This is a genomic window from Lysobacter xanthus, assembly GCF_047159895.1.
Genome location: NZ_BAAGAB020000005.1, coordinates 35,887 through 54,561, shown reverse-complemented (window position 1 = coordinate 54,561; position 18,675 = coordinate 35,887). Strand labels below are relative to the sequence as shown.

Here is an 18,675-nt window from a genome sequence, read left to right as displayed (position 1 = left end):
TGGAGACTTCCGATGGCCCATCCGACTGCCCGCATCCTCGCCGTCGCGCTGCTCGCCTCGACGGCACTGGTCGCCTGCAAGAAGAAGGACGACGGCCCGGTCGCGCCCAGCGCGCCGACGACGACCTCCACTGCCGACCCGGGCCTCTCGGCGCCCCCGCCGATGCCGTCCACGCCGATGGCCGGCGACGTCGTCAGCGACGTGCAGCTCGGCACGTCCGTCGGCACCGACAACCGCGTCGCCAGCCCGATGACCGCCTTCGGCGCGAAGGACACGCTCTACGCCTCGGTGACCACCGCCGCGAACGCGACCGGAAAGCTCGGCGCCCGCTGGTCCTACCTCGGGGCGGACGGCAATGCCGCACCCACGCCGGTCGATACGCAGACCAAGGATCTCGGCGGTGGCGCGGCGACGCACGAATTCCATGTGTCGAAGCCCGACGGCTGGCCGACGGGCAAGTACCGCGTCGAGATCACCCACGACGGCACCGTGGTGCAGTCGCGCGACTTCGACGTGCGCTGACCGCAACGACTCTCTCCGGCGCGGCTTCGGCCGCGCTTTTTTTCGCCCCGCGGCCGCGCGCGCACTACCATGGCGCGCCCGTCGCCCCGCCCGAGTCGCCCATGAAAGTCGCGCCGCCCCTCACCGACGACCAGATCGAACAGCTGTCGAACCTGCTCGACGCCCGCGCCGTGCCCTTCAAGGGCTTCAACCTCGAGGCGCTCGACGGCTACGTCACCGCGCTCGCGCTCTCGCCCGAGGTCGTGCCGTTCGAGGAATGGGAACCGGCCGTCTGGGGTACCCCGCCGCGTTGGGAAAACGAGGACGAGGCGCGGGAGATCCGCGCCTTGCTCGCCACGCATGCCGCGACCGCCGAGCAGCGCGTGCGCTTCGGCGACGACGACCTGCCGGATGCGCTGGCACCGCTGCTCTGGTTGCCCGAGAACCTCGACGAACACGAGGACGACGAGCTGGACGTGGGCCGCGACTGGGCCATGGGCTTCTTCGCCGCCGTCGAGCTGCGCGAGGTAGCATGGGAAGCGTGGCTCGACGAGAACGACTGGATCGAGGAGATCTTCGACCTGCTCGACCGCCTCGCGAGCGGCGAAGTCGTCGGCGAGGACCCGACCCAGCCCGGCGAGCCGATCGGCTACAAGGATCGGCTGGAGATCATCGGCAGCCTGCCGGGGATGCTCAACGACCTGCACCACCACCGGATCGAGGCGCTGATGCCGCGCGAGCCGATCCGCCGCGAGGCGACGCCCGAGCGCAACGAGCCGTGCCCGTGCGGCAGCGGGAAGAAGTACAAGAAGTGCTGCGGCGCGGCTGCGTCCTGAACCCGGGTCGTTAAGGCCATGTGACGCAATACGTCACCGCAAACTGCGGCAGGCGTCCTGAAAACCTGAATATTCGCGCAACGTACATGACGCACCGCGTCATGGTTCGCCGCGACCCTGGATCGAGGGTCCACGGTTTTTCGTGATGCATTTCACGAATTCAAGAAGCTGCATGGCCTGAGTGGCCGGGAATTTCCGTGGTGGGCGCGGACGAGGTCTAGGTTGATCCCGCGCCCCGCGCGGGCGCGGCACCCCCCGACCTCAAGGACCGACCCCATGAAGTTCGCCCGACTCGCCGCCGTCGCCGCCGGCACGGCTGCCGTCTTCTGCGCCACCGTCGCCACCGCCAACCATTCGTGGAACAACTACCACTGGGCGCGCAACACCGCCTCGTTCACGCTGCAGGTCATCGACAGCAACACCAGCGACTGGGACGACGAGCTGAACCTCGCCGCGAGCCAGTGGTCGCAGGCGCAGCCGCTCGACCTGCGCGTCGTCCCCGGTGACGACACCAGCCGCACCCGCAAGCGCTGCCCGGCCGTCACCGGCAAGGTGCGCTCGTGTAATGCGGCCTACGGCAACAACGGCTGGCTGGGCCTCGCGTCGATCAACCTCGACAGCAACGGCCACATCTCGCAGGGCACGTCGAAGATGAACGACTCGTACTCGTCGTCGTTCGCGAGCCAGGACGAGCGTCGCCACGTGATGTGCCAGGAGCTCGGCCACACCTTCGGCCTCGGCCACACCAGCGAAGACGGCTCGACGCAGAACACCTGCATGGACTACTCGCAGTCGCCGACCAGCACCGCGCCGAACTCGCACGACTACGCGCAGCTCGCGTCCATCTACCAGCACCTCGACAGCTACAACAGCTACTCGACCACGGCGGCCGCGCTGTCGCCGTCGCAGCAGTCGATGGCTGGCCAGAACCCGATGGGCGTGCGCGTGCGCAAGGGCTTCTTCGACGAGGTCTGGGCCGCACCGGACGGCAAGGGCGGCACGTGGATCCACCACGTCACGCTGGCGCCGGGCTTCGAGCACATGGAGCTGCTGGGCGACTGATCGCGCCCCGCGATCATGGACGAGGAAGGACGCCGCGCATGCGGCGTCCTTTTTTTTGCGCGGCGCGAGGTCAGCGCGACGGGGTGGCCGTGCGCAGCGCCTGCCGGTCGAGCCGGAGCGCGTTCGCCACCACCGACACCGAGCTCAGGCTCATCGCCAGCGCGGCGAGCATCGGGCTCAGCAGCCAGCCGGTGAACGGGTACAGGACGCCGGCCGCGACCGGCACGCCCAGCGCGTTGTAGGCCAGCGCGAACAGCAGGTTCTGGCGCATGTTCGCCACCGTCGCCTGCGACAGGGCACGGGCGCGGGCGATGCCGCGCAGGTCGCCCTTCACCAGCGTCACCTGCGCGGTCGACATCGCGACGTCGGTGCCGGTGCCCATCGCGATGCCGACGTCGGCCGCGGCGAGCGCGGGCGCGTCGTTGATGCCGTCGCCCGCCATCGCCACGCGGCGGCCGTTCGCTTTCAGCTGCGCGACCAGCGCGGCCTTGTCCTCCGGGCGCACCTCGCCGTGCACCTCGTCGATGCCGAGCGTGCGCGCGACCGCCCGGGCCGTCGTCGCGCCATCGCCGGTGGCCATCACCACGTGCAATCCGGCGTCGCGCAGTTCGCGCAGCGCGGCCGCCGCGGTCGACTTGATGGGATCGGCCACCGCGACGAGCGCGGCCGGCCGGCCGTCGACCGCGAGGAACATCGCGCTCGCGCCCTGCATGCGCAACGCCTCGGCGGCGTCGACGTGCCGGGTGACGTCGACCCCGTTCGCGCGCATCAGCGCGGTGTTGCCGAGCAGCAGTGCATGGCCGTCGACCCGGCCGCGCACGCCCGAGCCGGTCTCCGAATCGAAGCCTTCCGCATCGGCGAGCGCGAGGCCGCGACGCTGCGCCTCGGCGACGATCGCGGTCGCCAGCGGGTGTTCGCTGCCGCGGTCGAGCGAGGCCGCGAGCCGAAGCATCGCGTCGGCGTCGTCGCCGTCGAGCGCCTGCACGCTGTGGAACGCCGGCCGGCCTTCGGTGAGCGTGCCGGTTTTGTCGACGATCAGCGTGTCGACCTCGCGCAGCCGCTCCAGCGCCTCGGCGTCGCGGAACAGCACGCCGCCCTGCGCGGCGCGACCGGTCGCCACCATCACCGACATCGGCGTGGCGAGCCCGAGCGCGCAGGGGCAGGCGATGATCAGCACCGCCACGGCATTGAGCACCGCATGCGTCCACTGGCCGGCGAGGACCCCCCAGCCCACGAACGTGAGCACGGCGGCGGCGAGCACCGCGAGCACGAAGCCGCCGGCGACGCGATCGGCCATGCGCTGCATCGGCGCGCGCGAGCGCTGCGCCTGCCCGACCAGCTGCACGATGCGCGCGAGCACGCTTGCCTCGCCCACCGCCTCGGCGCGGATGCGTAGTGCCCCTGTCGTGTTGAGCGTCGCGCCGATCACCTTCGCGCCGGCGCGCTTGCCGACCGGCATGGGCTCACCGGTGAGCATCGACTCGTCGACGCTCGATTCGCCGTCGATCACCACGCCATCCACCGGCACCTTCTCGCCCGGGCGCACGCGCAGCACGTCGCCGGGCACGACATCGCCGAGCGGCACGTCGTGCTCGCTGCCGTCGGCGGCGATGCGACGCGCGGTGGTCGGCGCGAGGCCGAGCAGCGCACGGATCGCACCCGACGTCTTCGAGCGCGCGCGCAGCTCCATCACCTGGCCGAGCAACGTCAGCGAGACGATCGCCGCGGCCGCCTCGTAATACACGCCGACGCGGCCGTGCATCCGGAACTCGGGCGGGAACAGGCCGGGCGCGAGCGTCGCAACGACGCTGTAGCCGTAGGCCGCGCCCACGCCGGTGCCGATCAGCGTCCACATGTTCGGCGCACGATTCCGGATCGACCCGGCCCAGCGCGCGAAGAACGGCGCGCCGGCCCAGAGCACGACGGGCGTGGCGAGCGCGAACTCGATCCACGTGCGCGTCGACGCCGCCCACGGCAGGCGATGCCCGAGCATGGCGAGCGCGACGACCGCGATCGTCAACGGAAGCGTCCATGCGAAGCGGCGGGTGAAGTCGGCGAGTTCGGGCGAGGGACCGTCGTCCGCCGTCGGAAGCAGCGGCTCGAGGGCCATGCCGCAAATCGGGCAACTGCCGGGATGGTCCTGACGGATCTCCGGATGCATCGGGCAGGTATAGATCGTGCCCGGCGCCGCGGGGCCCGAGGACTCAGGCGGCGGCACGGCATGCGCGTGGCAGGCGGGACCGGCACCCGAGCGGGCGTCGGCCTCCAGGTACGTCGAGGGCGAGGCGACGAACTTCGCACGGCAACCGGCGGAGCAGAAGCGATGGTCGACGCCGTCGTGCATCGCACGATGCGGCGAATCGGGCGCGACGCGCATGCCGCAGACGGGGTCCGTCACCTTTGCGCGCGCGGCATCCCGATGCGCGACGTATTTCTCCGGTGCCTCGACGAACTTCGCGCGGCAACCGGCGGAGCAGAAGCGATGGTCGACGCCGTCGTGCATCGCACGATGCGGCGAATCGGGCGCGACGCGCATGCCGCAGACGGGATCGAGGACGCGGTCGTCGGCGTTCATGGCTGGGGCCTCGCGTCGTGGAGGATGGCGGCGCGGATCGGGCAGCCGTCGACGGGCCCGTCGCCCGGGCATTTGGCGATCACGGCCCGCAGCGCGTCACGCACGCGTGCGAGCTGCCCGATGCGCTCCTCGATCTGGGCGAGGCGGTCCGCGGCGATGGCGCGGATATGCCGCGCATCGCCGCCATGGGCCTGCGCGAGTTCGGCGAGCTCGCGGATCTCGGCGAGCGTGAAGCCGAGCATCTTGGCGCGGAGCACGAACTGTAGGCGCGCGACGTCGGCGTCCTCGAAGTCGCGGTAGCCCGAGGCGCGCCGCGGGGGCGGCGGCAGCAGGCCGTTGCGTTCGTAGTAGCGCACGGTGTCGATGGGCACGCCGACGCGTCGCGCGAGTTCGCCGATTTTCATGGCTGCATCTCGGGGGCGGGACGCGCACGGTGCACCCCGGACCACGGTCCAGGGTCAAGCCCCGTGCCGCGCGTCGCCGTCAGAACCACAGCCGCAGTCCCGCGACGACACGCGTATCGCGTGCGGCGTCGCCGTCGTCGCGCCGCAGGTCCGCGGTGCGGCCGAACGCACGTTCGACCTCGACGCCGACGTAGGGCGCGAAGCGGCGGGTGACCTCGTAGCGCAACCGCGCGCCGGCTTCGACGGTGGACAGGCCGCGACCGATGCCGCGACGTGCGTCGTCGCGCCCGTACAGGTCGGCTTCGCCGCGCCATTGCAGGATCAGGCGGTTGGAGAGCAGCGTGTCGTACTCCGCTTCCAGCCGTGCGGCGGTGCGCCCGCCGTCGCCGATGTAGGCGGTGGCCTCCACCTCGAACTTGTACGGTGCGAGCCCCTGTACGCCGACCGCCGCCCACGTCCGCGACGGACCGTCGCCGAAGTCCTGCCGCACGCCGCCGACCACGTCCCACCACGGGCTCACGAGATGCCCGTAGAGCAGTTCGACGCTCGCGTCCTCGACGCGGCCGCCGTCGACATGGCCGCCGCTGCGCAGCCAGGCGCGGTCGACGTCGCCACCGTACCAGGCGCGTGCTTCCCAGGCGCCGCCGCCGCCGTCGTTCACCTCGAGGCGGTCGAGAAGGGCATAGCCGTGGGGCGTGCGGTCATGCGCGGCATGGCCACTGGCGAGCACCGGAAACGCGGCCACGCGATCGGCGTCCGTGATCGCGGGGAGCGGGGTGCGCGGTGCGGTCGAGGCGCTGCCGTGCATCGCGCCCATGTCATGGCCCGCGTGGGCATCGGCCTGCTTCGCATCCGTACCGTGGGCGGCGTGCGTCGCGGCGTCCATCGCGCCCATGTCGTGTCCGGCGTGGGACATGCCCTCCATCGCACCCATGTCATGGCCTGCATAGGCGTCGGTCTTCTGCCCATCCGTGTCGTGGCCGGCATGCGGATCGGGCGCGGTGGCGGGCGCGTGGCCCGCATGCGCCGCGTGCGGAGCGACCGGCTTCCGGGCGGGCCCGGACGTTCGGGCCGTTGGCTTCTTCGCCGCAGGCCGGGTCGCAGCCGGCTTCTTCGCGGCCGGCTTCTTCGCGGTGGGCTTCTTCGCGGTGGGCTTCTTCGCGACCGTCTTCTTCACGGGAGCCGGCATCGGATGGTCCATGCCGGGCATCGAATGCGTCATGCCGGGCATCGTGTGGCCCTCGTGCTGCGCCTGCGCGGTACCGGTGAGGGCCAGCGCGACGGGCAGGGCGAGCGTCGCGAATGTCTTCATTCGCGCACCTCCACGGTCCGCATCATTCCGGTTTCCATGTGGTAGAGCATGTGGCAGTGATACGCCCAGCGGCCGAGCGCGTCGGCGCGCACGCGATAGCTGCGCTTGGTGCCGGGCGGCATGTCGACGGTGTGCTTGCGCACCATGAACTCGCCGTCGGCGTCCTCAAGGTCGCTCCACATGCCATGCAGGTGGATCGGGTGCGACATCATCGTGTCGTTCACCAGCGTGATCCGCAGGCGCTCGCCGTACTCGAACACCAGCGGCGCGCTGTCGGCGAACTTCAGGCCGTCGAACGACCAGGCAAAGCGCTCCATGTGGCCGGTGAGGTGCAGTTCGACGTCGCGGCCCGGCTCGCGTCCGTCGGGATCGCCCGAGAGGCTGCGCAGCATCGAGTAGGTCAGCACGCGCCGGCCGTTGTCGCGCAGCCCGGGGCCCGGATCGTCGAGGCGCGGCGCCGGCGACATCGAATGCATGTCGACCAGCGGGCTCGCGTATTCGCTCGCGGGATGCGCCTGCATCGTATCGCCGGTGCCATGGCCCGCATGCGCCGTTGCGCCCGACGCGGCCGGCATCGCATGGCCCGCGTGGCCGGTCGCCGACGCCGCGGGCGCCGCGCCGTGCATCGAATGATCCATGCCGGCGTGGTCCATGCCGGTCATCGAATGACCTTCGTGACCGGTCGCCGGTGCGGGCGCGTCCATGCCCGCCATCGAGTGCCCGCCGTGGCCCATGTCCGCCATGGTGAGGATCGGGCGCGGATCGAGCGCGGGCACCGGCGCACGCAGGCCCTCGCGCACGGCGAGCGTGCCCGAGACGTAGCCGGTGCGCGCGCTGTCCTGCGCGAAGACGGTGAACGCGTCCTGCCCGCGCGGCTCGACGATCACGTCGACCGTCTCCGCCACGCCCATGCGGAATTCGTCGACGGTCACCGGATGCACGTTCTGCCCGTCGACCGCCACCACCGTCATCGCGAGGCCGGGAATGCGCACGTCGAAGTACGTCATCGCCGAGCCGTTGATGAAACGCAGGCGCACCTTCTCTCCCGGTGCGAACAGGCCGGTCCAGTTGCCCGGGCCGGTGATGCCGTTCATGAGGTAGGTGTAGGTGTTGCCGTTGACGTCCGACAGGTCCGTCGGCGTCATCCGCATGCGGCCCCACATGCCGCGGTCGGCGAGCGTGGCGCGCAGGCCGTCGCGCTTCGCGTCGCGCGCGAAGTCCGCCACGGTGCGCTGGTACAGGTTGTCGTGGCTCGACATCTTCTTGAGCCGCGCGAGCAGCTGCGCCGGCGACAGGTCGGTCCAATCCGAGAGCAGCACCACGTGCTCGCGCTGGTAGTCGAACGGCTCGGGCTCGCGCGGATCGATGATGAGCGCGCCGTACAGGCCCGCCTGCTCCTGCATCGCCGAGTGCGCGTGATACCAGTACGTGCCGGACTGGCGCACGTCGAAGCGGTAGACGTAGGCCTCGCCGCGGTGGATGCCGTCGAAGGAGATACCCGGAACGCCGTCCATGTTCGCGGGCAGCAGCAGGCCGTGCCAGTGCAGCGACGTCTCGTGGCCGTGGATCGAGCCCGGCGGCAGCGCATTGCGCACCCGCAGGGTGACGGTGTCGCCTTCGCGGAAGCGCAGCGTCGGCGCCGGCAACGCGCCGTTGACGGTGACCGCCGGCCGCACGCGCCCGGTGTAGTCGACGGGCGTCTCGCCGATCGACAGGTCGAATTCGGTGCCGCGCAATTCGGGCATGCGCGCAGGCACGGCGGCGTAGGCGGCGCGATGGCCGCCGAGCGCGAGGAACGCGCCACCGGCGGCGAGGCCCTGCACGAAGCGGCGACGCGACGGCAGGAGGACGCCCTCGCGGGCATCGGGGAACGGGAACGGCATATCGACTCCAGGGACTGACGACGGACGGCGCGCACGCCGGATGCGCCCGGGGGGCGCTGAAGTCGTTAGCCGATGGGAGGTCGGATCAGGTGCGGCAGGCGCGGCGCGCGATGCGCACTCGTCGGCGGCGAGATCTGGACGCTGGCCGTGCCGGGGCGCACGGGCAGCCGCATCGCGAGCGCGGCCTGCAGCAGCGAGGGCGCGCACGGGCAGTCGCAGCGCCCGTCCTTGCAGCAGTCGCCGTGGCCCGGCATCGGGGCCTCGTCGTGCGCGGCCGCCACCGGCGCCGTCTCATGGTGGCGATGGCAGGGCGGGACGTCGGACGTGTCGTCGACCGCGGCGATCATGCGTGCCGGCGTCGCGTGCGCATAGGCCATGCGCACGCTGGCCTGCGCGCCCGCGATGCCATTGGCGACGAGGGCGAGGCAGAGCAGCAGACGCATCAGCAGCGGGAGCAGGCGCACGCCGCCAGTGTAGTCCCGCGCGCTGCGCGGTGCGCTCACCGGGCATGAACGCCGGGCGGCGCCGACGCGCCCGGTGCCGCCGCTATGATCGGAGCCTCCCGTCTCCACCGGTACCGCCATGCGCGCCACGCTCCTCGCCGCCGCCCTGACCCTCGCCCTCGCCGGCTGCCAGTCGGCGCCGACCGCGCGACCCGACGTGCCGCCGCCCGTCGCCGCCGCGACGACCGCCGACGCGCGCTTCAAGGCGGTCACCGACGACTGGCTCGACGGCTGGATGCGGCTCAACCCGGTGTCGGCCACGCAGCTGGGCGACCACCGCTTCGACGACTGCGTCGAGGACGTGTCCGCGGCGGGGCGGCAGAAGCTCGTCGACTTCAGCCGCACGATGCTCGCGCGCCTGGACGCGATCGATGCGTCCCAGCTTTCGCGCGAGAGCCAGGTCGACGCGCTGATCCTGCGCAACCAGCTGCAGTCCGACATCTGGAACATGGAGACCTTCCAGAGCTGGGCGTGGGATCCGCAGCTCTACAGCGGCCTCGCCGGCGGCGCGATCTACAACCTCATGGCGCGCGAGTTCGCGCCGATGCCGCAGCGCCTGAAGTCGGCCACCGCGCGCATGGAGCAGCTCCCCGCGCTGCTCGCGCAGATGCGCGCCAACCTCGATCCGGCGCGCGTGCCGAAGATCCATGCCGAGACCGTGGCGAAGCAGAACGGCGGCCTGCTGCAGCTCATCGACGGCTTCATCGTGCCCAATGCCGGACAGCTCACGGGCGAGGACCGCAGCCGGCTGGATGCGGCGGTCGCGACCCTGCGCAAGGCCGTCGCCGAGCAGCAGGCGTGGCTCGACACCACGCTGCTGCCGAACGCGAAGGGCGACTTCCGCATCGGCCGCGAGATGTACGACCAGAAGCTCAAGTTCGCGCTGATGTCCTCGCTCTCGCGCGAGGAGATCGGCAACCGCGCGAAGGCCGAGATCAGCCGCGTCCGCGGCGACATGTACGGCATCGCGCAGACCGTGCTGAAGGGCAAGAAGGGCGCGCCCGCGCTGCCGGCGAACCCCACCGATGCGCAGCGGCAGAAGGCGATCGAGGCCGCACTGGAACTGGCGTATCGCGAGCATCCCACCCGTGCCGGCGTCGTCGACGCGGCGAAGGCCGCGCTCGCGCAGGCCACGCAGTTCGCGCGCGAGAAGAACCTCGTCACCGTGCCGAACGATCCGGTCAAGATCATCCTGATGCCGGAATTCCAGCGCGGCGTCGCGGTCGCCTACGCCGATTCCCCGGGCCCGCTCGACAAGGGCCTCGACACGTATTTCGCGATCTCGCCGATCCCCGACGAGTGGACGTCCGCGCAGGCCGAATCGTTCCTGCGTGAATACAACTCGCGGATGATCCACCTGCTCACCATTCACGAGGCGATGCCGGGGCATTACCTCGAGGGTGCGTACTCCGCACGTTATCCGTCGCCGCTGCGGGGCGTGCTGCGCTCGGGCCTGTTCGCCGAAGGCTGGGCGGTCTACACCGAGGACATGATGGCCGACGCCGGCTACATGGATTCGGACCCGCTGTTCCGCCTCGTGCAGCTCAAGTTCTACCTGCGCACCATCTCCAACGCGATCCTCGACCAGGGCGTGCACGTCGACGGCTGGAGCCGCGAGCAGGCGATGCACCTGATGATGCACGACGCCTTCCAGCAGGAGCGCGAGGCGGCGGGCAAGTGGGTGCGCGCGCAGCTCTCCAGCGCGCAGCTGCCGACCTACTTCGTCGGGGTGCAGGAACAGTTCGACACGCGCAAGGCGGTGGAAGCGAAGCTGGGCCCGGCGTTCGAGCTCAAGGCCTACCACGACAAGGTGCTGAGCTACGGCGCGCCGCCGGTGCGCTTCGCGCGGCAGCTGATGCTCGACGAGCCGATCCGCTGACCGTGGACGCGACCGCCGCGCACCGCGGCGGTCGTCCGCTTCAGGGCGCGGCGGACCCGGCCTCGAGCCGCCGCCGCACCTCGGGTTCGAGGCCCTTGAGGCCCCAGCGCCGACCCTCGGCGAGCGCGGCCTCGAGGTCGCGGCCCTGCAGCCAGCCCGCCCGCAGCGCGGCCATCGCGCCGACGCGGTTGCCGCTCGCGCAGTGCACCAGCACCGGCCTGCGCGCATCGCGCAGCAGGCGGTCGAACGCGACCACGCGCTCGCGCGTGAGTCCGTCGGCACCCTTCACCGGCAGCGCGTCGTAACGCAGGCCGGCCCCGCGCACGGCGGCGGCTTCATCGAAGTCCGGCGTCTCCGTGTCGAGGCTGAGGTCGATGACGCCGCGGACCCCGGCCCGCGCGAGGGCGTCGACGTCCGTCGGCGCGAGCCGACCGGCCGCGTACACGCCGGGCGACGGTTCGGCGAAGGCGACGTCCGGCCGGGTCGCCGGCGGTGTCGTGGCGCATCCGGCGAGCGCGAGCGCGGCGGTCAGGAGGAAGCGCAGTCGCATCCGGGCGTCTCCACGGGTTCGAAGGGGCGGTGCAGCAGCATGCCGGCGGCCATCGCCGCGACGAAGATCCACGCGTCGCGATTGCCGACAGCGAGCCCGGCCAGCGCGGGCCCCGGGCAGTAGCCGGCGAGCCCCCAGCCGATGCCGAACAGCGCGGCACCGAGGAGCAGGCGGCGGTCGATGCGCGCGGTCGACGGCAGCGCGAACCGCGGCGCGAACACCGGGCGCGGCCGGCGCAGGATGCGCGGGAACAGCAGCGCGGTGGTCGCGACCGCGCCGCCCAGCACGGCGAGCAGCCGCGGGTCGAAGGCGCCGAACACGTCGAGGAAGGCCATCACCCGGCGCGGGTCGGCCATGCCGGACATCGCGAGGCCGAGGCCGAACAGCGCGCCGGAGGCGAGCGCGGCCGGGATCGTCGGCTTCATCCGGCGCTCCCCGCGACGTGGCGCAGCAGCGCGGTGGTCGCGATGCCGGTCGCCATGAACGTGGCGACGGCCGCGAGCGAGCGCAGCGAGAAGCGCCCGAGCCCGCAGACCCCGTGGCCGCTCGTGCAACCGTTGCCGAGCCGGGTACCGAAGCCCACCAGCAGGCCGGCGGCGACGAGCAGCCCGCCCGGGTAGCCGCTGCGCGGTTGCGGCGCGCCGGGCACCAGCGCGATGTACAACCCGGCCGCGGCGAACAGCCCCGCGATGAAGGCCAGGCGCCACGCCGCGTCGCCCCGCGCCGGCGGCAGCAGGCCCCCGGCGATGCCGCTGATGCCGGCGAGGCGGCCCGTGAGCACGAGCAGCAGCACCGCGGCGAGGCCGATGAGCACGCCACCGCCCAGCGCGGGCAGCCAGTCGCTCACGTGCGGGCGCCGAGCTGGTTGAGCGGCAGCCGCAGGTAACGGATGCCGTCGGCGTCCGGCTCCGGCAGCCGGCCCGCGCGCAGGTTCACCTGCAGCGCCGGCAGGATCAGCCGCGGCGGCGGCAGCGTGGCGTCGCGGGCGCGCCGCAACGCGACGTAGGCCTCGGCGTCGAGGTCCGTGAGGTGCACGTTCCCGCGCGATTCGTCGAGCGACCATGCCGCGCGCGGCTCGCGGCCGTTCGGATAGTCATGGCACAGGAACAGGCGGGTGTGCTCCGGCAGGTCGTGGATGCGCCGGATCGAGGCATGCAGGCGCGCCGCGTCGCCGCCGGGAAAGTCGCAGCGGGCGGTGCCGGTCTCGGGAGCGAACAGGGTGTCGCCGACGAAGGCGGCATCGCCGATCACGTAGGTGAGCGAATCGTCGGTGTGGCCGGGCGTCGCCAGCACGCGGGCCTGGAGCGTGCCGACGTCGAAGGTGTCGCCGTCGACGAACAGCCGATCGAACTGGCGGCCGTCGGGCTCGAGGCCGGACCCGGCGCCGAACAGCGGCGCGAAACGGCGCTGCACGTCGACGATGCCCGCACCGATCGCGACCTTCGCGCCCAGCCGGTCGCGCAGCCAGGCGGCGGCGGTCAGGTGATCGGCATGCGCATGGGTCTCGAGGATCCAGTCCACCGTCAGCGCCTGGGCGTGGACGAAGGCGAGAAGGGCCTCGGCCGAGCGCGTCGCCGTGCGGGCGGCCACGGCGTCGTAGTCGAGCACGGGGTCGACGATCGCCGCGCGGCCTCCGTCGCGGTCGTAGACCACGTAGGTGAAGGTGCTGGTGTCGCGGTCGTAGAACGGCTCGACCTGGGCGGATGGGGACACGGGCTTGCCTCCTGGTTGAGCCGTCCCTAAATTAGGATCGTCTAAATTATCCGTCAAGCCGATGCAGCCGCCTGCACCCGATCCCTCGATGGCCGCGCACGCCGCCGCGGCCGCCGCGCTGCTGAAGTCGCTCGCCCACCCGGCGCGCCTGCTGGTGTTGTGCCGGCTGGTGGAAGGCGAGGCCGCGGTCTCCGAGCTGCAGGCGCTGGGCACGTGGTCGATGTCGGCACTGTCCCAGCATCTCGCCGTGCTGCGGGCGGCCGGGCTCGTGCGCACCCGCCGCGAGGCGCAGGCCATCTACTACGCGCTCGAGCCGAGCCCGGCGCTCGGCGTGCTCGAAGCGCTGCATGCGGCGTACTGCGCGCCCGCCGCGTCCGTCCCGAACGCCTGACCGGAGGCCCCGTGCTCGACCTCAAGCCCATCGACGGCGGCCTCCACGCGAGCGGCCAGCCCGACGCGGAGGACCTGCGCCAGCTCGCGGCGCGCCGCTTCCGGACCGTGATCGACCTGCGCGCCCCCGACGAGGACCGCGGCTACGACGAACCGGCGGTCGCCGCGGCGCTCGGCCTGCATTACGTGGCACTCCCCGTGGCCGGCCCCGCCGACCTGGTGCCGGCGACGGTCGCCCGCTTCGCGGCATCGATCGCCGAGGCCCGGGCGCGCGGCCCGGCACTGGTGCATTGCGGCACCGCGAACCGGGTCGGCGCGCTGGTCGCCCTGGATCGGGCCTGGAGCCACGGCGATTCCCCCGAGGCGGCGCTGGCGCGGGGCCGCTCCGCCGGCCTGGCCGGCCTCGAACCCACGGTCGCGGCGATGCTCGGCTGAGCCGTCTGCACGTCACGCCTTGAAGATCAAGGGCTTGCGTCGCCTGCGCCGGGCCGCGAGCATGCGCGCATGGCCGTCGCCGCACTCACTCCGGACCTCCGCCGGTTCGTGGTCGCCAAGATCCATTCCGTCCCGATGCTCGAAGCGCTGCTGCTGGTGCGCTCGCGTGTCGAGGCCTGGTCCGTGCACGAGCTGGCGGTGCGGCTATACCTGCCCGACGCGCGCGTGCAGGCGCTGGTCGGGGAGCTCTGCGACGAAGGCCTCGCCCGCGTCGACGGCGAAACCGTGCGCTACGCGCCGGCGTCGGGCCAGCTCGATGCGATGGTCGACCAGCTCGCCGCGATCTACAGCCGGCACGTCGTCGCCGTGACCGAGCTCATCCACTCCGGGCTCGAGCGCCAGGCCCGCGACTTCGCCGATGCCTTCCGGCTGCGGAGGGGCGATTGAACACGCTGATCTACACCCTCTGCGCGCTCGCCGCGCTCGCCTGCGCGGTCATGCTCGGGCTCGGCGCACGCCGCGTGGGCTCGCGCATGCTGGTCTGGAGCGCGATCTGCTTCGCGCTGCTCGCCGCCGCCAACGTCGTGCTGGTGCTCGACTTCGTCGTCTTCCCGGGGCTCGCGCTGTGGCCGCTGCGTCAGGGCCTGTCGCTGCTCGCGGTCGGCAGCCTGGTCTACGGCCTGATCATGGAGGAACGCTGACGTGCAGCTGTTCCTGCTCGGCATGATCTCGATGGGCTCGGCGGTAGCCGCGCTGCTGTTCCTGCGCTTCTGGCGCACCGGCCGCGACCGCCTGTTCCTGTGGTTCGCGGCCGCCTTCCTGCTGGAAGCGGTGAACCGTGCGGTGTTCGCCTGGCAGGGCGCCGGCGACGAGGCGACGACGCCCTACCTCGTCGCGCGCCTCGTCTTCTTCGCGCTGATCCTGGGCGGGATCGTCGACAAGAACGTCAGCGCAGGTCGCCGCGACTGAACCTGCCGGCGGGCGACGCCGCCGGCCGCCAAAAGACGCCCTCCGCGGAGGGCGTCCCGTATCGAACGAACGGGCTCAGCGGGAGCAGGCCGGCTGTTCCTTGTACAGCGTGACGTACATCTTGATCAGCGCATTGAGCGTGCTGCCCGTCGCGGAGCCTTCGCAGACCTGCTTGCACATCGTCAGCTTCGAACCTGTGTAGCCCTGCGCCGCGCAGGTGGTGAACAACGCGATGCGGCGGAGGCGGGCCGGCTGGTACTCGGCGACATAGAGCGCGCCGTTCGCGATCGCCAGTCCGGCAGGGGTGGTGAACTGCGTAACGGATGCCGCCTGCCCGTCGCCGTTGTAACCGGGCACACCCGTCCCTGCGAACGTGGTGACGATCCCGTTCGGTGCGATGCGACGGATGCGCGCGCCCGTCAATTCGGACACGTAGAGGTTGCCCGCCCCGTCGGTGGCCAGGCCCCACGGTGCGGTAAACGTCGCGACCGTCGCCGGACCGCCGTCGCCCGTCGACCCCGGGGCCCCGGTGCCGGCGATCGTCGTGATCACGCCGGACGTATCGATGCGGCGGATGCGATTGCTGATGTACTCGGACAACAGGACGTTGCCCGCCGAATCGACGGTGAGGTTCACGGGGTTGCTGATCTGCGCGGCGGTCGCCGGGCCGTTGTCGCCGCTGTAACCGCAGGTGGTGCCGGCCACGAGGCTGATGGTGCCGTCCACGCCGATCTTGCGGATCCGGCAGCCGCCGTACTCGGTGAAGTACACCGCCCCGCCGGCATCGACCGCCACGCCGACCGGGTAGTCCAGCTGGGCGTTCACCGCCGGGCCGCCGTCGCCGCCGGATCCCTGTACGCCGGTGCCGGCGATCGTGCTGATCGTCCCGTCCGCCGCGATGCGCCGGATCCTCTGGTTTTCGTAGTCGGCGAGATAGAGATTCCCGACGCGGTCCGCGGCGATGTCGTACACATAGCCGATGGCCGCAGCGCTCGCGGGGCCGCCATCGCCGGAGAAACCGCGCGCGCCAGTGCCCACGACCGTCGAGATCGTCCCGGCGGGGTCGACCTTGCGGACGCGGAAGCCGGTGTAGTCCGCGATATAGCGGTTGCCGGCCGCGTCCGCGTCGACCCCGATGGGAGCGCTGAGGCTCGCGGACGTGGCGGGACCGCCATCGCCGCTGTAACCCACGGTCCCGTTACCGGCCGTGGTCGACACCGTCTGCGCCTGGGCGGGCGCGACGAGCGCCGCCGGCACCAACGCGACTGCGAATGCGGCCCGGCGAAGGCCGCTGCGGAAAATATTCATTCGTTTCCCCTGATGTGGGCACCGAGCCCGCCCGAAGGGTGACGCAGCGTGCGCTGCGCCGCAACTTTTTTGTGACGCCGATCACGGAGGGCGTCCGGGTTGGAGCCTCCCGCGGGGGTACCGCCGGCTACCTGGAACCGTCGAGCGCGAGGTAACCGAGGACCACGACGAGCGCAGCCAGGACCGCGAACGTGATCTTGATCCAGCTCCAGGGGCGTTCGCCCGCGATCGCGCCGGTGTAGCCGTTGACCAGCAGCTGGAACGCGCGGCGCCCGTAGGTGTAGCTCACCAGCCAGACCGGCATCAGCACGTGCTTGAACGTGCGGCCGCGATAGCTCGACTGCACCTGCAGGTTGCGATGGGTGTCGCCGGGCACCGCCTGCGCGCAGAGGTCGTGCACGGCGCGCTCCATCTGCGCCATGTTGAGCTCGGCGGCGAGGCGCAGGTCGACCTGGTAGCGCTCGACCGTCCAGCCGCGCACGAACTCGGGTGCATAGGCCTTGAGGTCGGTGGTGGTCGGGAACGGCTCGATCTTGTCGAGCAACGCGGCATGCGCGCCCGAACTGCCGGGCACGAGGTCGTCGTCGAAGAAATGGTCGAGCTCGCCGGCGGCGGGTTCCCAGCGGATGTGCCGCACCTGCTGCGTCTCGTAGCGGCCGTTCCGCAGCACGCGCTCGGTCGTGTAGTAGTAATGCCCGGCCTCGGCGGTCCACGCGGCATGCACGTGCGCGTCGAACGTCCAGTACGGCAGGTACAGGCCGCGCAGCGTGTCGGCGAGCGCCGCCTTCTTGAGGCGGTTCGGCGCGAACCAGCGCGTGCCGTACCAGCGCCGGATCGACTCGCGCACCTGCGGTTCGGGAATGCAGAACGGCAGCAGGCTCTGCGGCGTGATCGCGTCCTTCAGCGCTTCGTACGGCACCACGGCGGGCGAACCGCAGAACGCGCAGCGGTCGGCGACGCGCTCGGGCTCGAACACCGAGATCGCCTTGCAGCTCGTGCACTGCACCTGGCGACGGCCGTCGCCGTAGCCGCGCCCGCCGTCGTCGGCCTTCGCCAGGGCGTTCGCGAGGTCGATCTCGGCGATCGCGCCCGGCGTGCCCTCGTCGGGCGCCCACGGCGCGACCGTCCCGCAGTACGGGCAGACGAGCCCCTTCTTCGCGGCGTTCCATTGCAGGTCGCCGCCGCACTCCGGGCAGGCGCGCTTGTCGAGCGCCGCATCCGGCGCGGGCACCGCAGCCGTGGCCATGCCTCAGGCGCCGCGCAGGTACTCGTCGAGCGACGCCCGCGCGATGCGCCAGGCGTTGCCGATCCTGCGACCCTTCAGCTCGCCCTTCTCGAGCGTCGCGACCACGTCCTCGACCGAGACGCCGAGCGCCTGCGCCGCCTGCTCGGGCGTCAGGACGTCAAGCGCGGGTGCCGCGGACGGCAACGGCGGCGGACCGCCGGCGCCCGCCTGCATGCCCTGCATCATCTGCTGCGCCATCGCGAAGCCCATCGCCATCTCGGCGGGCGCCGCGGCCACGCTGCCGCCGCCCTGGCCCATCGTCGAGCCCATCTGGAACTTCACGTAGTCGTTGAGGTTGCCGACCGCGGCCATGCCCGAGCGTTTGTCGATCGCCTGCTCGACTTCCGGCGGCACGGAGACGTTCTCGACCACGAAGCCGGTGATCTCGATGCCGTACTTGCCCTGCATGATCGGATTGACGACCGGCAGCAGTGCCTCGCCGAGCTCGCTGTAGCGCGTGGCGATGTCGAGCGCGGGCACTTTCGCCGTGGCGAGCGCCTCGGTGAACACGCTGACGATGCGCGAACGCATCGTCTCGGCGAATTCGTCGAGGCGGAAGTTCTGGTCGGTGCCGGCCACCTCGCGCAGGAAGCGCTGCGCGTCGACGATGCGGAAGTCGTAGGTGCCGAACGCGCGCAGGCGCACGAGGCCGAAGTCGGCGTCGCGCATCATCACCGGGTTCGCGGTGCCCCACTTGTTGCCGGTGAACAGCCGGGTGTTGAGGAAGTAGACGTCGCACTTGAACGGCGACTCGAAGCCGTACTTCCAGCCCAGGATCCGCGAGAGGATCGGGATGTTCTGGGTCGACAGCGTGTACGGCTTGCCGGGGCTCGGCGGGAACAGGTCGGCGAACTGGCCCGCGGCGACGAACTGCACCGCCTGGCTCTCGCGCACGATCAGCTGCGCGCCGTTCTTGATCTCCTTGTCCTCGTCCGGGAAGCGCCAGCTCAGCGTGTCGCGCGAGTCGTCGGTCCATTCGAGGATCTCGATCGCCTGGCCCTTGATGAAATCCAGAACGCCCATGTCTGCTCCTGCGTTGGCGCGACTGCGCCCGTCGCACCGATTCTAGG

The 18,675-nt window shown here is 71.6% G+C and carries 21 protein-coding genes; 9 read left to right on the top strand and 12 right to left on the bottom strand.

The features are described 5' to 3' along the window. The first annotated feature begins 12 nt into the window (after window positions 1–12). From ACY35P_RS03305 to ACY35P_RS03295, 3 genes are all read left to right on the top strand, one after another. Window positions 13–522 (top strand): hypothetical protein, encoded by a 510-nt coding sequence (locus tag ACY35P_RS03305; RefSeq protein ID WP_462114401.1) that lies wholly within the window; start codon window positions 13–15, stop codon window positions 520–522. Between the two features lie 101 nt (window positions 523–623). Continuing rightward, window positions 624–1,337 (top strand): UPF0149 family protein, encoded by a 714-nt coding sequence (locus ACY35P_RS03300; protein WP_462114400.1) that lies wholly within the window; start codon window positions 624–626, stop codon window positions 1,335–1,337. A gap of 276 nt (window positions 1,338–1,613) precedes the next feature. Beyond that, window positions 1,614–2,399, top strand: coding sequence for a zinc metalloprotease (locus tag ACY35P_RS03295; RefSeq protein WP_462114399.1), 786 nt, complete (start codon window positions 1,614–1,616; stop codon window positions 2,397–2,399). 70 nt (window positions 2,400–2,469) lie between these two features. Here ACY35P_RS03295 and ACY35P_RS03290 read toward each other — a convergent pair whose 3' ends face one another. The 5 genes from ACY35P_RS03290 to ACY35P_RS03270 form a co-directional block, all read right to left on the bottom strand. Further along, complete coding sequence (locus ACY35P_RS03290; RefSeq protein WP_462114398.1) at window positions 2,470–4,974, bottom strand: heavy metal translocating P-type ATPase; 2,505 nt, start codon at window positions 4,972–4,974, stop codon at window positions 2,470–2,472. Continuing rightward, window positions 4,971–5,378 carry a heavy metal-responsive transcriptional regulator gene (locus ACY35P_RS03285; protein ID WP_462114397.1) on the bottom strand — a complete coding sequence of 136 codons (408 nt, stop codon included), beginning with the start codon at window positions 5,376–5,378 and terminating at the stop codon, window positions 4,971–4,973. The genes ACY35P_RS03290 and ACY35P_RS03285 overlap by 4 nt, the downstream gene beginning before the upstream one ends. Window positions 5,379–5,457: 79 nt before the next feature. Beyond that, the gene (locus ACY35P_RS03280) at window positions 5,458–6,690 is read right to left on the bottom strand and encodes a copper resistance protein B (RefSeq protein WP_462114396.1); all 1,233 of its coding nucleotides are present in this window, start codon (window positions 6,688–6,690) and stop codon (window positions 5,458–5,460) included. Then, the gene (locus ACY35P_RS03275; protein ID WP_462114395.1) at window positions 6,687–8,573 is read right to left on the bottom strand and encodes a copper resistance system multicopper oxidase; all 1,887 of its coding nucleotides are present in this window, start codon (window positions 8,571–8,573) and stop codon (window positions 6,687–6,689) included. Before ACY35P_RS03275 ends, ACY35P_RS03280 begins: the two co-directional genes overlap by 4 nt. Before the next feature lie 65 nt (window positions 8,574–8,638). Beyond that, entirely contained in the window at window positions 8,639–9,037 is a 399-nt protein-coding gene (locus tag ACY35P_RS03270; RefSeq protein WP_462114394.1) for a CopL family metal-binding regulatory protein, read from the bottom strand. Between the two features lie 118 nt (window positions 9,038–9,155). Here ACY35P_RS03270 and ACY35P_RS03265 point away from each other — a divergent pair, with 118 nt between their 5' ends. Continuing rightward, window positions 9,156–10,955: a DUF885 domain-containing protein gene (locus tag ACY35P_RS03265; RefSeq protein WP_462114393.1), complete on the top strand. Its 1,800-nt coding sequence runs from the start codon at window positions 9,156–9,158 to the stop codon at window positions 10,953–10,955. Between the two features lie 40 nt (window positions 10,956–10,995). Here ACY35P_RS03265 and ACY35P_RS03260 read toward each other — a convergent pair whose 3' ends face one another. Genes ACY35P_RS03260 through ACY35P_RS03245 form a run of 4 tightly spaced genes read right to left on the bottom strand, consistent with a single transcriptional unit; the run spans window position 10,996 to window position 13,218 of the window. Next, the gene (locus tag ACY35P_RS03260; RefSeq protein WP_462114392.1) at window positions 10,996–11,505 is read right to left on the bottom strand and encodes a protein tyrosine phosphatase family protein; all 510 of its coding nucleotides are present in this window, start codon (window positions 11,503–11,505) and stop codon (window positions 10,996–10,998) included. Continuing rightward, window positions 11,484–11,930, bottom strand: a complete 447-nt coding sequence (locus tag ACY35P_RS03255; protein ID WP_462114391.1) for a DUF6691 family protein — start codon at window positions 11,928–11,930, stop codon at window positions 11,484–11,486. The genes ACY35P_RS03260 and ACY35P_RS03255 overlap by 22 nt, the downstream gene beginning before the upstream one ends. Next, window positions 11,927–12,352, bottom strand: a complete 426-nt coding sequence (locus ACY35P_RS03250) for a YeeE/YedE family protein (RefSeq protein ID WP_462114390.1) — start codon at window positions 12,350–12,352, stop codon at window positions 11,927–11,929. Before ACY35P_RS03250 ends, ACY35P_RS03255 begins: the two co-directional genes overlap by 4 nt. Further along, window positions 12,349–13,218, bottom strand: coding sequence for an MBL fold metallo-hydrolase (locus ACY35P_RS03245; protein ID WP_462114389.1), 870 nt, complete (start codon window positions 13,216–13,218; stop codon window positions 12,349–12,351). The genes ACY35P_RS03250 and ACY35P_RS03245 overlap by 4 nt, the downstream gene beginning before the upstream one ends. Before the next feature lie 88 nt (window positions 13,219–13,306). Between ACY35P_RS03245 and ACY35P_RS03240 the strand changes: the two genes are divergently transcribed. The 5 genes from ACY35P_RS03240 to ACY35P_RS03220 all read left to right on the top strand — a co-directional run bounded on the left by ACY35P_RS03240 (window position 13,307) and on the right by ACY35P_RS03220 (window position 15,012). Next, window positions 13,307–13,609 carry an ArsR/SmtB family transcription factor gene (locus ACY35P_RS03240; RefSeq protein ID WP_462114388.1) on the top strand — a complete coding sequence of 101 codons (303 nt, stop codon included), beginning with the start codon at window positions 13,307–13,309 and terminating at the stop codon, window positions 13,607–13,609. A gap of 11 nt (window positions 13,610–13,620) precedes the next feature. After that, the gene (locus ACY35P_RS03235; protein ID WP_462114387.1) at window positions 13,621–14,043 is read left to right on the top strand and encodes a protein tyrosine phosphatase family protein; all 423 of its coding nucleotides are present in this window, start codon (window positions 13,621–13,623) and stop codon (window positions 14,041–14,043) included. Window positions 14,044–14,112: 69 nt separating this feature from the next. Continuing rightward, window positions 14,113–14,490 carry a hypothetical protein gene (locus ACY35P_RS03230; RefSeq protein WP_462114386.1) on the top strand — a complete coding sequence of 126 codons (378 nt, stop codon included), beginning with the start codon at window positions 14,113–14,115 and terminating at the stop codon, window positions 14,488–14,490. Then, window positions 14,487–14,744 carry a DUF5985 family protein gene (locus ACY35P_RS03225; protein WP_462114385.1) on the top strand — a complete coding sequence of 86 codons (258 nt, stop codon included), beginning with the start codon at window positions 14,487–14,489 and terminating at the stop codon, window positions 14,742–14,744. The genes ACY35P_RS03230 and ACY35P_RS03225 overlap by 4 nt, the downstream gene beginning before the upstream one ends. Before the next feature lies 1 nt (window position 14,745). Next, window positions 14,746–15,012, top strand: a complete 267-nt coding sequence (locus tag ACY35P_RS03220; RefSeq protein WP_462114384.1) for a DUF5985 family protein — start codon at window positions 14,746–14,748, stop codon at window positions 15,010–15,012. Between the two features lie 75 nt (window positions 15,013–15,087). Here ACY35P_RS03220 and ACY35P_RS03215 read toward each other — a convergent pair whose 3' ends face one another. The 3 genes from ACY35P_RS03215 to ACY35P_RS03205 form a co-directional block, all read right to left on the bottom strand. After that, a complete protein-coding gene (locus ACY35P_RS03215) occupies window positions 15,088–16,320 on the bottom strand; it encodes an NHL repeat-containing protein (RefSeq protein ID WP_462114383.1) in 1,233 nt (410 codons plus the stop codon). 127 nt (window positions 16,321–16,447) lie between these two features. Then, window positions 16,448–17,566: a hypothetical protein gene (locus ACY35P_RS03210; protein ID WP_462114382.1), complete on the bottom strand. Its 1,119-nt coding sequence runs from the start codon at window positions 17,564–17,566 to the stop codon at window positions 16,448–16,450. 3 nt (window positions 17,567–17,569) lie between these two features. Next, entirely contained in the window at window positions 17,570–18,628 is a 1,059-nt protein-coding gene (locus tag ACY35P_RS03205; RefSeq protein ID WP_462114381.1) for an SPFH domain-containing protein, read from the bottom strand. Window positions 18,629–18,675 lie beyond the last annotated feature (47 nt).

Bases quoted from the DNA above. Each gene is read 5' to 3' on its own strand.
- ACY35P_RS03305 (WP_462114401.1), top strand. From the start codon at position 13: ATGGCCCATCCGACTGCCCGCATCCTCGCCGTCGCGCTGCTCGCCTCG.
- ACY35P_RS03300 (WP_462114400.1), top strand. From the start codon at position 624: ATGAAAGTCGCGCCGCCCCTCACCGACGACCAGATCGAACAGCTGTCG.
- ACY35P_RS03295 (WP_462114399.1), top strand. From the start codon at position 1,614: ATGAAGTTCGCCCGACTCGCCGCCGTCGCCGCCGGCACGGCTGCCGTC.
- ACY35P_RS03290 (WP_462114398.1), bottom strand. From the start codon at position 4,974: ATGAACGCCGACGACCGCGTCCTCGATCCCGTCTGCGGCATGCGCGTC.
- ACY35P_RS03285 (WP_462114397.1), bottom strand. From the start codon at position 5,378: ATGAAAATCGGCGAACTCGCGCGACGCGTCGGCGTGCCCATCGACACC.
- ACY35P_RS03280 (WP_462114396.1), bottom strand. From the start codon at position 6,690: ATGAAGACATTCGCGACGCTCGCCCTGCCCGTCGCGCTGGCCCTCACC.
- ACY35P_RS03275 (WP_462114395.1), bottom strand. From the start codon at position 8,573: ATGCCGTTCCCGTTCCCCGATGCCCGCGAGGGCGTCCTCCTGCCGTCG.
- ACY35P_RS03265 (WP_462114393.1), top strand. From the start codon at position 9,156: ATGCGCGCCACGCTCCTCGCCGCCGCCCTGACCCTCGCCCTCGCCGGC.
- ACY35P_RS03260 (WP_462114392.1), bottom strand. From the start codon at position 11,505: ATGCGACTGCGCTTCCTCCTGACCGCCGCGCTCGCGCTCGCCGGATGC.
- ACY35P_RS03255 (WP_462114391.1), bottom strand. From the start codon at position 11,930: ATGAAGCCGACGATCCCGGCCGCGCTCGCCTCCGGCGCGCTGTTCGGC.
- ACY35P_RS03240 (WP_462114388.1), top strand. From the start codon at position 13,307: ATGGCCGCGCACGCCGCCGCGGCCGCCGCGCTGCTGAAGTCGCTCGCC.
- ACY35P_RS03230 (WP_462114386.1), top strand. From the start codon at position 14,113: ATGGCCGTCGCCGCACTCACTCCGGACCTCCGCCGGTTCGTGGTCGCC.
- ACY35P_RS03215 (WP_462114383.1), bottom strand. From the start codon at position 16,320: ATGAATATTTTCCGCAGCGGCCTTCGCCGGGCCGCATTCGCAGTCGCG.
- ACY35P_RS03210 (WP_462114382.1), bottom strand. From the start codon at position 17,566: ATGGCCACGGCTGCGGTGCCCGCGCCGGATGCGGCGCTCGACAAGCGC.
- ACY35P_RS03205 (WP_462114381.1), bottom strand. From the start codon at position 18,628: ATGGGCGTTCTGGATTTCATCAAGGGCCAGGCGATCGAGATCCTCGAA.